13 protein-coding genes are annotated in these 11,807 nt (G+C 60.7%); 3 read left to right on the forward strand and 10 right to left on the reverse strand.

Features of this window, described 5'->3' with window-relative positions:
• Nucleotides 1–13: 13 nt before the first annotated feature.
• The 10 genes from leuD to B9Z47_RS15385 all read right to left on the reverse strand — a co-directional run bounded on the left by leuD (nucleotide 14) and on the right by B9Z47_RS15385 (nucleotide 8,619).
• Complete coding sequence (leuD, locus tag B9Z47_RS15340; RefSeq protein ID WP_108332104.1) at nucleotides 14–667, reverse strand: 3-isopropylmalate dehydratase small subunit; 654 nt, start codon at nucleotides 665–667, stop codon at nucleotides 14–16.
• A 4-nt stretch (nucleotides 668–671) separates the two neighbouring features.
• Nucleotides 672–800 carry an entericidin A/B family lipoprotein gene (locus B9Z47_RS15345; RefSeq protein WP_108332105.1) on the reverse strand — a complete coding sequence of 43 codons (129 nt, stop codon included), beginning with the start codon at nucleotides 798–800 and terminating at the stop codon, nucleotides 672–674.
• Between the two features lie 17 nt (nucleotides 801–817).
• A complete protein-coding gene (leuC, locus tag B9Z47_RS15350) occupies nucleotides 818–2,239 on the reverse strand; it encodes a 3-isopropylmalate dehydratase large subunit (protein WP_108332106.1) in 1,422 nt (473 codons plus the stop codon).
• 362 nt (nucleotides 2,240–2,601) lie between these two features.
• Nucleotides 2,602–3,900, reverse strand: coding sequence for a citrate synthase (gltA, locus tag B9Z47_RS15355; RefSeq protein ID WP_108332107.1), 1,299 nt, complete (start codon nucleotides 3,898–3,900; stop codon nucleotides 2,602–2,604).
• 41 nt (nucleotides 3,901–3,941) lie between these two features.
• The gene (locus B9Z47_RS15360) at nucleotides 3,942–4,250 is read right to left on the reverse strand and encodes a succinate dehydrogenase assembly factor 2 (protein WP_108332108.1); all 309 of its coding nucleotides are present in this window, start codon (nucleotides 4,248–4,250) and stop codon (nucleotides 3,942–3,944) included.
• Nucleotides 4,250–4,954 carry a succinate dehydrogenase iron-sulfur subunit gene (locus B9Z47_RS15365; RefSeq protein ID WP_019427020.1) on the reverse strand — a complete coding sequence of 235 codons (705 nt, stop codon included), beginning with the start codon at nucleotides 4,952–4,954 and terminating at the stop codon, nucleotides 4,250–4,252. Before B9Z47_RS15365 ends, B9Z47_RS15360 begins: the two co-directional genes overlap by 1 nt.
• 62 nt (nucleotides 4,955–5,016) lie before the next feature.
• Nucleotides 5,017–6,822, reverse strand: a complete 1,806-nt coding sequence (gene sdhA / locus B9Z47_RS15370) for a succinate dehydrogenase flavoprotein subunit (protein WP_108332109.1) — start codon at nucleotides 6,820–6,822, stop codon at nucleotides 5,017–5,019.
• A 53-nt stretch (nucleotides 6,823–6,875) separates the two neighbouring features.
• Nucleotides 6,876–7,241, reverse strand: coding sequence for a succinate dehydrogenase, hydrophobic membrane anchor protein (gene sdhD, locus B9Z47_RS15375; protein ID WP_108332110.1), 366 nt, complete (start codon nucleotides 7,239–7,241; stop codon nucleotides 6,876–6,878).
• A 31-nt stretch (nucleotides 7,242–7,272) separates the two neighbouring features.
• Nucleotides 7,273–7,704, reverse strand: coding sequence for a succinate dehydrogenase, cytochrome b556 subunit (sdhC, locus tag B9Z47_RS15380; RefSeq protein WP_108332111.1), 432 nt, complete (start codon nucleotides 7,702–7,704; stop codon nucleotides 7,273–7,275).
• Between the two features lie 129 nt (nucleotides 7,705–7,833).
• Nucleotides 7,834–8,619 carry a GntR family transcriptional regulator gene (locus B9Z47_RS15385; RefSeq protein WP_108332112.1) on the reverse strand — a complete coding sequence of 262 codons (786 nt, stop codon included), beginning with the start codon at nucleotides 8,617–8,619 and terminating at the stop codon, nucleotides 7,834–7,836.
• A 240-nt stretch (nucleotides 8,620–8,859) separates the two neighbouring features.
• Between B9Z47_RS15385 and B9Z47_RS15390 the strand changes: the two genes are divergently transcribed.
• The 3 genes from B9Z47_RS15390 to B9Z47_RS19230 all read left to right on the forward strand — a co-directional run bounded on the left by B9Z47_RS15390 (nucleotide 8,860) and on the right by B9Z47_RS19230 (nucleotide 11,805).
• Nucleotides 8,860–9,846, forward strand: a complete 987-nt coding sequence (locus B9Z47_RS15390) for a malate dehydrogenase (protein ID WP_108332113.1) — start codon at nucleotides 8,860–8,862, stop codon at nucleotides 9,844–9,846.
• Between the two features lie 109 nt (nucleotides 9,847–9,955).
• Entirely contained in the window at nucleotides 9,956–10,885 is a 930-nt protein-coding gene (locus B9Z47_RS15395; protein WP_369912443.1) for a CoA ester lyase, read from the forward strand.
• A 26-nt stretch (nucleotides 10,886–10,911) separates the two neighbouring features.
• Nucleotides 10,912–11,805, forward strand: a complete 894-nt coding sequence (locus B9Z47_RS19230) for a hypothetical protein (protein WP_199226433.1) — start codon at nucleotides 10,912–10,914, stop codon at nucleotides 11,803–11,805.
• Nucleotides 11,806–11,807 lie beyond the last annotated feature (2 nt).

The following is an 11,807-nucleotide window of genomic DNA, read 5'->3' on the forward strand; positions in this document are numbered from 1 at the left end:
TTCTCGTGTTCTTTTAGGCGTTGACGGCGGTGTGGGCCAACCAAGGCTTGGTGGCCAGGCGCTCGGCTTCATAGGCCTTGATCTTGTCGGCGTGGCGCAAAGTCAGGCCGATGTCGTCCAAGCCGTTGAGCAAGCAATATTTGCGGAAGGCCTGCACCTCGAACGGAATTTCTTCGCCTTGCGGGCGCACCACCACTTGGCGCTCCAGATCGACCGTGAGTTCGTAGCCGGGGAAGGCCGCCACTTCGTCGAACAGTTGGGCGACCACGGCTTCGGGCAGCACGATGGGCAGCAGACCGTTTTTGAAGCAGTTGTTGAAGAAAATGTCGGCAAAGCTGGGCGCAATGACCGCGCGGAAGCCGTATTGGTCAATGGCCCAGGGGGCGTGTTCACGCGATGAACCGCAGCCGAAGTTCTTGCGGGCCAGCAAGATGCTGGCACCCTGATAGCGCGGCTGGTTCAGCACGAAGTCCGGGTTGGGCTTGCGGCTGGCCGGGTCCTGGCCGGGGTAGCCCACGTCCAGGTAGCGCCATTCGTCGAACAGGTTGGGGCCAAAGCCGGTCTTGCGGATCGACTTGAGGAATTGTTTGGGGATGATGGCGTCGGTGTCCACGTTGGCGCGGTCCATCGGGGCCACCAGGCCTTTGAGTAAAGTGAATTTTTGCATGGCTTTATTTCTTGGCAGCGCCTTCGATGGTGGAGCCCAGTTTTTCGATGTCCTGGCCAATGCCGCGCACGGTGTTGCACGCGGCCAGGCTCAGCAGGCTGGCGATCAGGGTCAGGCGAATCAGTGTTTTCATGACCAGGCTCCTTGGGTTCAGGCGAATTTGCGGATGTCGACAAAGTGGCCGTGCACAGCCGCGGCGGCGGCCATGGCGGGGCTGACCAGGTGGGTGCGGCCACCTGCGCCCTGACGACCTTCGAAGTTGCGGTTGCTGGTGGATGCGCAGCGCTCGCCGGGCTCCAGGCGGTCGGCATTCATCGCCAAGCACATGGAGCAGCCGGGCTCGCGCCATTCAAAGCCTGCGGCCTTGAAGATTTCGTGCAGACCTTCGCGCTCGGCTTGTTCCTTGACCAAGCCCGAACCAGGCACCACCATGGCCAGCTTGACGTTCTTGGCGACTTTCTGGCCGAGCTTTTTGACCACCGCAGCGGCTTCGCGCATGTCTTCGATGCGGCTGTTGGTGCACGAGCCGATGAAGACTTTGTCGATGGTGATGTCGGCCAAGGCCTTGCCGGGCTGCAGACCCATGTAAGTCAGGGCGCGTTCGATGGCGTCGCGCTTGACGTCGTCTTTTTCCTTGTCCGGGTCGGGCGTGTGGCCGTCGATGCCCAGCACCATCTCGGGCGAGGTGCCCCAGGTGACTTGCGGCACGATGGCGCTGGCGTCCAGCTCGACCACCGCGTCAAAGTGCGCACCGGGGTCGGACTGCAGGGTCTTCCAGTACGCCACGGCGTGGTCCCACTCGACGCCCGTGGGCGAGAGCAAACGGCCTTTGACGTACTCGATGGTCTTCTCGTCCACCGCCACCAGGCCCGCGCGGGCGCCGCCTTCGATGGCCATGTTGCAGACCGTCATGCGGCCTTCCATGCTGAGTGCCCGGATGGCCGAGCCTGCGAATTCAATGGTGTAACCGGTGCCGCCTGCGGTACCGATCTTGCCGATGATGGCCAGCACGATGTCTTTGCCGGTGAGGCCTTTGGCCAGCGTGCCTTCGACCTTGATGAGCATGTTCTTGGCTTTTTTGGCCAACAAAGTTTGCGTGGCCATGACGTGCTCGACTTCGGAGGTGCCGATGCCGTGGGCCAATGCGCCAAACGCGCCGTGGGTGGAGGTGTGCGAGTCACCGCAGACCACGGTCATGCCGGGCAGGGTGGCACCGTTTTCAGGGCCGATGACGTGCACGATGCCTTGGCGCTTGGACAGAAAGGGGAAGAAGGCTGCAGAGCCGTATTCCTTCATGTTCGCGTCAAGCGTGGTGATTTGTTCTTTGCTGATCGGGTCGGTGATGCCGTCGTAGCCCATTTCCCAGCCGGTGGTGGGGGTGTTGTGGTCGGCGGTGGCCACGATGGAGCTGACGCGCCAGACTTTGCGTCCAGCTTGGCGCAGGCCCTCAAAGGCCTGGGGGCTGGTGACTTCGTGCACCAGATGGCGGTCGATGTAGAGGACGGAGGTGCCGTCTTCTTCGGTGTGGACGACGTGTTCGTCCCAGATCTTGTCGTAGAGCGTGCGTGCCATGGAGCTTCCTTGCTGTGCAACCTGCCATTTTATGCGGTTCGCATGCTGTGTCAGTCGCGTTGGCTGATGGCTAGCCAAGGTTTGTGTCAATGGACAGATGAAGTGCCCCCCTCGCGTGGACTTGAGGGGACGAATCCGGGGCCTGCCAGGCCGCATCAGTCGCTTCGCGCCAGCAAATCGGCCAGCCAGGCCCCGGACCCGTCCCCTCAAGTTGTGGTGATTTTGTCGGTCGGTGGCTCCAGCCCCGAGAGGCTGCCCACGCCGAAGCTCACAACGTTGGACCTGAAGGTGCCGACCTGCGGGCGCAGCAGCGATGAAAAAAGCCCGCACAAGGCGGGCTTTCGGGTTCGGTTGAAAACCGATCAACGCTGCACGTCGCGGCGTGGGGAGCCGGTGAACAGCTGACGTGGGCGGCCGATTTTGTACTCGGGGTCGCTGATCATTTCGTTCAATTGGGCGATCCAGCCGACGGTACGGGCCAAGGCGAACACGCCGGTGAACAGGTTCACAGGGATGCCGATGGCGCGCTGCACGATGCCGGAGTAGAAGTCCACGTTGGGGTAGAGCTTGCGGCTGACAAAGTATTCGTCTTCCAGGGCAATCTTTTCCAGCTCTTTGGCCAGCTTGAACAGGGGGTCGTTTTCCAGGCCCAGTTCGGCCAGCACTTCGTTGCAGGTTTCCTGCATGAGCTTGGCGCGGGGGTCGTAGTTTTTGTAAACGCGGTGACCGAAGCCCATCAGCTTGACGCCGGAGTTCTTGTCTTTCACCTGGTTCATGAATTCGCCGACTTTGGACACGCCGCCCATTTTCTGGATGTCTTCCAGCATGTTCAGGCAGGCTTCGTTGGCACCGCCGTGGGCAGGACCCCACAGGCAAGCCACACCGGCTGCGATGGCGGCGAACGGGTTGGTGCCGGACGAACCGCACAGGCGCACCGTGGAGGTCGAGGCGTTTTGCTCGTGGTCAGCGTGCAGTGTGAAGATGCGGTCCATGGCGCGCTCGAGCACGGGGTTGACCACGTAGTCTTCGCAAGGGGTGCCGAACATCATGCGCAGGAAGTTGCCCGCGTAGGACAGGTCGTTGCGAGGGTACATGTAAGGCTGGCCCACGCCGTATTTGTAGGCCATGGCCACCAGCGTCGGCATCTTGGCAATCAGACGGATCGCCGCGATGTGGCGGTGATCCGGGTTGTTGATGTCTGTGCTGTCGTGGTAGAAGGCCGACAAAGCGCCAATCAGACCGGTCAACACCGCCATGGGGTGCGCGTCACGGCGGAAACCACGCAGGAAGAACTGCATCTGCTCGTTGACCATGGTGTGCTGGTTCACCAGCTTGTGGAAGTCCTTGCTTTGCTGGCCGACGGGCAACTCGCCGTTGAGCAGCAGGTAGCAGGTGTCCAGGTAGTCGGCTTTGTTGGCCAGTTGTTCGATGGGGTAGCCACGGTACAGCAACTCGCCCTTGTCGCCGTCGATGTAGGTGATGGCCGATTGGCAGGAGGCCGTGGACAGGAAACCCGGGTCGTAGGTGAACATGCCGCTTTGTGCGTACAGCTTGCGGATGTCGATGACATCCGGTCCGATGTTGCCCGAGTAGACGGGCATGTCGATGCTGGGGCTGCCGTTGGTGAACGACAGGGTGGCTTTGTTATCGGCGAGTTTCATGGTGGGTTTCCTCTAAATTTCCAGGTGTGAACCATTGGGGTTCACGCTCTCAGCATGTCCAGGACTTCGCGCACCTCTTCGGTGCTGATCTCGGGCTGCAGTTCCTTGCGGCGCAACAGCAAGTCCATGAGATCGTTGTCAGACAGGTCCATCAGCACATACATGCCCCGGGCCTGGCCAACCGTCAAGCAAGCTGCATGCCGGTTGAAGAAGCGCTCGATGAACAAATCGTTCTCGAGCAAGCCGCGACGGCTGCGCCAGCGCAGTTTGCTCAGTGACCGCTCGCTCAAAGGGGCGAGGCGGTCAGCGCCGACCAGTGACGCGTCTTCCAGGATCGGGGTGACGGTCATCAGACAGCGCGGCGAACCATCATCTCTTTGATCTTGCCAATCGCCTTGGTGGGGTTCAGACCCTTGGGGCAGACATCGACGCAGTTCATGATGGTGTGGCAACGGAACAAACGGTAAGGGTCTTCCAGGTTGTCCAGGCGCTCTGCGGTGGCTTCGTCGCGGCTGTCGGCGATGAAACGGTAGGCTTGCAGCAAACCGGCTGGGCCCACGAACTTGTCGGGGTTCCACCAGAAGCTGGGGCAGCTGGTCGAGCAGCTGGCGCACAAGATGCACTCGTACAAACCGTTCAGCTCGTCCCGCTCTTCCGGGCTTTGCAGGCGCTCGGTCTCAGGCGGGATGGTGCTGTTGATCAGGTAGGGCTTGATCGAGTGGTACTGCTTGAAGAACTGGGTCATGTCCACGATCACATCGCGGATCACGGGCAGGCCGGGCAGGGGCTTCAACACGATGGTGCCGGGCAGGGTGTTCATGTTGGTCAGACACGCCAAGCCGTTTTTGCCGTTGATGTTCATCGCGTCTGAACCACACACGCCTTCGCGGCAAGAGCGGCGGAAGGAAATGCTGGGGTCCACAGCCTTGAGCTTCATCAGGGCGTCGAGCAACATGCGTTCGTTGCCGTCCAGTTCGACCTGGATGGTTTGCATGTAAGGCTTGGCGTCCTTGTCGGGGTCGTAGCGGTAGATTTGAAAAGTGCGTAGGGTCATGAAAGAACTCCTGGTGTATTTGGGGTGGACCGCAGGCCTTGAGCGAGCGGTCCAGACAATATTTAGAACGTGCGAACCTTGGGTGGCACGGAGTCCACAGTCAGTGGCTTGAGCTTGACCGGCTTGTAGGTCAAGCTGTTGTCGGCGCTGTGCCACAGGGTGTGCTTCATCCAGTTGGCGTCGTCGCGGCCCAATGGGGCCACGGCGTCATCCACTGGGCGCTCGTAATCGCTCACGGTGTGGGCACCACGGCACTCGCGGCGGGCAGCGGCAGACACCATGGTGGACTGGGCGGCTTCGATCAGGTTTTCCACTTCCAGAGCTTCGATGCGGGCGGTGTTGAACACTTTGGAGGTGTCCTTCAGGCCGATCGCGTTGACGCGCTCGCGGATGGCGGCGATCTTTTGAACGCCTTCGTCCATAGACGCTTGTGTGCGGAACACGCCGGCGTGTTGCTGCATGGTGGCGCGCATGTCGTTGGCCACGTCTTGGGCGTATTCACCGCCGCGGCCTTCGAGCTTGTTCAGGCGTTCCAGCGTGCGGTCAGTGGCATCGGCAGGCAGGTCTTTGTGTGACTTGGTTTTGGAGGCAAAGTCCACGATGTGGTTGCCTGCAGCACGGCCGAACACCAGCAAGTCGAGCAGCGAGTTGGTGCCCAGGCGGTTGGCACCGTGCACCGACACGCATGAGCATTCGCCCACGGCATACAAACCGTTGACCACAGCGTTGTTGTCTGTCGCGGTTTGCGTCACCACCTGGCCGTTGATGTTGGTGGGGATACCGCCCATCTGGTAGTGGATGGTGGGCACCACGGGGATCGGCTCTTTGGTGATGTCGACGTTGGCGAAGTTGACGCCGATTTCGTACACCGAGGGCAGGCGCTTGTGGATGGTGTCTGCACCCAGGTGGTCCAGCTTGAGCATCACGTAATCTTTGTTAGGACCGCAGCCACGGCCTTCCTTGATCTCCTGGTCCATGCAGCGCGACACGAAGTCGCGTGGGGCCAAGTCTTTTAGAGTGGGTGCATAGCGCTCCATGAAGCGCTCGCCATTGCTGTTGAGCAAGATCGCGCCTTCGCCGCGGCAGCCTTCGGTCAACAACACGCCAGCACCGGCCACGCCAGTGGGGTGGAATTGCCAGAACTCCATGTCTTCCAGGGGAATGCCCGCGCGTGCTGCCATGCCCAAGCCGTCGCCCGTGTTGATGAAAGCGTTGGTGGAGGCGGCATAAATGCGGCCAGCGCCACCGGTGGCCATCAGCACGGTCTTGGCGTGCAAGACGTGCAGGTCGCCGGTTTCCATTTCCAGGGCGGTCACGCCCACCACGTCGCCTTCGGCGTCACGGATCAGGTCAAGCGCCATCCACTCCACGAAGAAGCTGGTTTTGGCCGCGACGTTTTGCTGGTACAGGGTGTGCAGCATGGCGTGACCGGTGCGGTCAGCCGCAGCGCAAGCGCGTTGCACCGGTTTTTCGCCGTAGTTGGCGGTGTGGCCGCCAAATGGACGCTGGTAAATCGTGCCATCAGGGTTGCGGTCAAACGGCATGCCCATGTGCTCCAGGTCGTAAACGACCTTGGGTGCTTCACGGCACATGAATTCGATCGCATCCTGGTCGCCGAGCCAGTCGGAGCCTTTGATGGTGTCGTAGAAGTGGTAGTGCCAGTTGTCGTCGGACATGTTGCCCAGCGAAGCACCGATGCCGCCTTGGGCCGCTACGGTGTGCGAGCGTGTGGGGAACACTTTGGAGAGCACGGCCACGTTCAGGCCGGCACGGGCCAGTTGCAGCGAGGCACGCATGCCCGAACCACCGGCGCCGACGATCACGACGTCAAACTTGCGGGTGGTGATGTTGTCTTTGGTATAGCTCATGGTTTATTGGGGTTGGTGTGGTTTCAGCGCAATGACAGGCGAGGGCTGACGCATCAAAGGCGCCACAGGGCTTGAACAGCCCAGCCGGCACAGCCGATCAGCCAGACGAGGGTGAAGACGTGCAAGACCAGACGCACGGCCAGGGGCTTGACGTAGTCCATCCAGATGTCACGCATGCCCACCCAGACGTGGTACAGCAGGGAAAGGATGACGCAGAAGGTCAGGACCTTCATCCATTGGGAAGCAAAAATGCCCGCCCACTCTTCGTAACCGATGGGGCCGGCGGTGAAGATCACCTGGGCCAGCAAGATCACAGTGAAAAGGGCCATCAAGGTGCCGGTCACGCGTTGTGCGAGCCAGTCACGGAAGCCATAGCCAGCACCGGTCACGATGCGTTTGGAGCCGTAATTCACGGACATAGGTCAGTTTCCTTTGTTGTTATGGGGCAGATCAGTACAAGCCAAACATCTTGGCGCCGAGCACGGCGGTCAGGCCGATGCTGAGCACCAAGGTGACGATGGCGGAAGATTTGCCGAACTCTTTGGTGACGGCGTGGCAGATGTCCATGTACAGGTGACGCAGACCGGCAATGAAATGGTGCAAGTACGCCCAGATCAGCGCCAGTGCCACCAGTTTCATGAACCAGCCGGGCACGAAGCCGATGCCGACATTGAAGGCGGCCGACAGTTTGGCAAAGGAAATTTCGGAAGTGATCGAGCTGTCAAACATCCAGATGATGAGTGGCATCAGCAAAAACATCAGGAAACCGCTGATGCGGTGCAAGATGGAGACGATGCCCGCCGCCGGGAGGCGGTACGTGGGCAGGTCTTTCAAGGCGTTGATGTTGCGGAATTCAGGCCGCTTTCGGGCGAGTTCAGTCATGTGGGTACTTTCTGGATGTAACGCGTTCGTAATGGGGATGACAAACCGATGGATTCTATTGCAACGCAACAAACTGACATGAGCATTTCAGTGACAGTTTTCAGAATGGGGTGCCACGGGCTTCAATGTTCAGTTCAATGCGTTGTGGTAGTGGTGTGTGTCGGTGCGGTAAAAGCCCCGTCGCAACTCCATCGGGGTGTCGTTGTAGGTGTAGGCAATGCGCTCGACACTGAGCAAAGGGGTGTTGACGGGCAATTGCAGCAAATCCCTTTGACCCTTGTCAGGTAAGACCGCCCGGATTTTCTCTTCGGCCCGCACCATGCGCACGCCGAATTCGGTTTCAAACAGGGCGTACATGGGGCCGTGGTAGTCGGCAAGGCGCTCGGCGGTCAGGCCTTTGAAGGGCGTGCCAGGCAGCCAAAGGTCTTCCAAAATGGTGGGGACGCCTGCAAACGACAGGACTCGGCGCACTTGCAACACGGCATCGCCAGGGCGTAAACCCAGCGCCCGTGCAATGTCTGCGGAGGCGCGCAAGCGCTTGCAGTCCACGATTTCACGTTGGGCCGGACCTTCTGTGTTCAGGTCGCCTTGGTCGGGGACCAGCTTCAAAAAGCGGTATTGCACCTGGTGCTCGGCATGCGTGGCCACAAAGGTGCCTTTGCCCTGTTTGCGGATGAGCAAATGGTCGTTGGCCAGTTCGTCAATGGCTTTGCGTACGGTGCCTTGGCTGACCCTGTAGCGGGCGGCGAGCTCCATCTCGCTGGGAATGGACTCCCCCGGCTTCCACTCGCTCGATTGCAGGCTTTGCAAAATCAGGCCCTTGATCTGCTGGTAGAGCGGACTGAAAGCGGGCGTGACGACGGGGGCTTCCTGTGCGGTTGCCGGGGCGTCGGTCTGAGGCGATGAGTTGTTCATGGAGGAATGTCAGGCATGCAGGTCAGGTGCATGTCAGCTGCGCCATCATATCTTATATAAGACATAAGACAAATTGACGGATCAGGGTTTTCGCGGGTACACTCAATGGCTGTTTGCTAGCGCTTTCGACCTTGTTTGATGAGGCAGTTTGCGTGGGTCCGGCGCACCGGACGGCCTTGCTGACATGGATGTTGGCAATGGGCTGCAACCCTTGTTTTCATCACTTTGGAGTTTTCCACCATGAGCAAAAAGCCCGTCCGCGTTGCCGTTACCGGCGCAGCAGGTCAAATCGGTTACGCATTGTTGTTCCGCATCGCCTCCGGCGAAATGCTGGGCAAAGACCAGCCCGTCATCCTGCAATTGCTCGAAGTGCCCGTCGAAGGCCCTCAAAAAGCGCTCAAGGGCGTGATGATGGAACTCGAAGACTGCGCGTTCCCATTGTTGGTGGGCATGGAAGCCCATGGCGACCCGATGACGGCTTTCAAAGACGTCGACTACGCTTTGCTGGTCGGTTCGCGTCCACGCGGCCCCGGCATGGAGCGCGCCGAGTTGCTCGCCATCAACGGTGCCATCTTCACTGCCCAGGGCAAGGCCCTGAACGCTGTCGCTTCGCGTGACGTCAAAGTGCTGGTCGTGGGCAACCCTGCCAACACCAACGCCTACATCGCCATGAAGGCTGCGCCTGACCTGAAACCCGGCAACTTCACCGCCATGCTGCGTCTGGACCACAACCGCGCTGCTTCGCAAATCGCTGCCAAGACCGGCAAAGCCGTGGCCGACATCGAAAAACTGTGCGTCTGGGGCAACCACTCTCCAACGATGTACGCTGACTACCGCTTCGCCACCATCAAGGGCGAGTCTGTCAAGGCCATGATCAACGACCAGGAATGGAATGCCAACGTGTTCTTGCCCACCGTCGGCAAGCGCGGCGCGGCCATCATCGAAGCCCGTGGCCTGTCTTCGGCTGCATCGGCTGCCAACGCCGCCATCGATCACATGCGCGACTGGGCCTTGGGCACCAACGGCAAGTGGGTCACCATGGGCATCCCATCGCAAGGCTGGTATGGCATTCCCAAAGATGTCATGTTCGGTTTCCCCGTCACCTGCGAAAACGGCGAATACAAAGTCGTGGAAGGTCTGGAGATCGACGCGTTCAGCCAGTCTTGCATCGACAAGACCCTGAAAGAGTTGACCGACGAGCAAGCTGGCGTTGCTCACCTGATCTGATTCTCAGCAGAGAAACAGAGTGAGTCATCCGCGCAACATTTTGCTGGGGGCGCAAGCCGGTAGCGTGCAGCTGCCGGTTTGTGACCATTACAGCGGAGTGGAAGCGCGGATGCGCAAGAGCCTGCAACTGCAGGCCGACATGACGCAAGAGTTTGGCACCTGCGTCTTTGATGTCACCCTGGACTGTGAAGATGGCGCACCCGTCGGCGGCGAAGCCGAACACGCTGCACTGGTCACCGAACTGGCCCTGACCACCACCGCAGCCACGCCCGATGCCCGCATCGCGGTGCGCGTCCACCCTGTGGACCACCCCAGTTTTGAAGCCGACATGGCCCACATCGCAGGCCGAGCTGGCCGGGTTTTGACGCACATCATGGTGCCCAAAGTCGAAACCGTGGCCGATGTCGAGCACGTCCAAGCTGCCCTGCTGGCCGCCGGTGCCCCTGATCTGCCTTTGCATGTGCTGATCGAGTCGCCCGCCGCCGTGCACCGCGCTTTTGACATCGCCGCCCACCCCCGTGTGCAGTCGCTCAGCTTTGGCCTGATGGACTTTGTCTCGGCCCATGGCGGCGCGATTCCGGCTGACGGCATGGGTATCCAGGGTCAGTTCACGCACCCGCTGGTGCTGCGCGCCAAGCTCGAGATCGCCAGTGCCTGCCATGCCCACGGCAAAGTGCCCTCGCACTGCGTGGTCACCGAATTCAAGAACCCCGATGCCATCCGCCAAGCGGCCCAAAAAGCCGCCCGCGAGCTGGGTTACACCCGCATGTGGAGCATCCACCCCGACCAGATCCGCCCCATCCTGGAGGCCATGGCCCCCAGCGAAGCGCAAATTGGCCAAGCCAGCGACATCATTGCCGCTGCGCACGCCGCCGACTGGGCACCCATCAGCCATACCGGTCAGCTGCATGACCGCGCCAGCTACCGGTTTTTCTGGCAATTGCTGGAGCGCGCCCACCAGACCGGGCGGCACCTGCCCCCAGAAATTCAGGCCTTTTTTGATGCCAGTACCTTGGCCCCGGAGCGCAGCCCGTCATGATGCGCACTGAATTGAAAGGGTTTTTGATGTCCGAAACCATGCACGTTCTGGTCTGCGCTCTGCTTTTGCTGCCCGTTGTGGCCCACAGTCAGAGCAAACCCAACGCCAAGACGCCTTCGGCCCAGGCGACTTCAGCGGCCAAAGCACGCGCGGATGCCGATGTCGTGGCACGCCTGCAGGCCCAGGCCGTTGCCGAGGCGGCGGCCAAAGCGCGCCCATTGGCCAGCCCAGCTCAGCGCTTGACAGGCCGAGGTGATGTTCCTGCGGGCTGGTCCGGTGTGGGAAGTTCGCCCGCCATGACGGCCACAGCTACATCTACAGCGACCGCCACACCCCGTACAGCCGAAGTCATTCCGCCTGCACCTGTCGAGGCGGCGCCTGTCGAGGCGGCGCCTGTCTGGCGCGCTGTTGTGCCATCTGCCGCCTTGCCTTTGAGCGCTGCTGCTGTGGCGGCCCCAGCGGTGCAGGCACCTGTGTTGCTGACTCCGCAGGCACAGACGCCAGTGGCGTCGTCGGCACCCGCAAAGCCCCAGACCTTGGACGGTGCCGATCAGGTTTCGCAAGAATTGGCGATCGCCCAGCAAATTCATCAAGGTGTGTTGCCTTGCGAAATGGGTGCCAGCGTGCGTGTGGAGGCCGATGTCGCGCAGCCGGGTTACTTCAACGTACTCGGCAAAGGTTTTCGCTACCGTATGTACCCCGTGCGCACCAGCACCGGCGCATTGCGACTGGAAGACAAAAAAGCCGGTGCCGTGTGGTTGCAACTGGCCAACAAGTCCATGTTGATGGACCAGAAAAAAGGCCGACGCATGGCCGATGAATGCGCCCACCCCGAACAAGTGGCCTATGGCCAAGCCATGAAAACCAACCCGCCGCCCAGCTTGTTTGACAAAACAGGCATGGGCAGATCCAACGATTGACT

The organism is Limnohabitans sp. 2KL-1, from assembly GCF_003063435.1.
In the GTDB taxonomy this organism is placed as follows: domain Bacteria; phylum Pseudomonadota; class Gammaproteobacteria; order Burkholderiales; family Burkholderiaceae_C; genus Limnohabitans_A.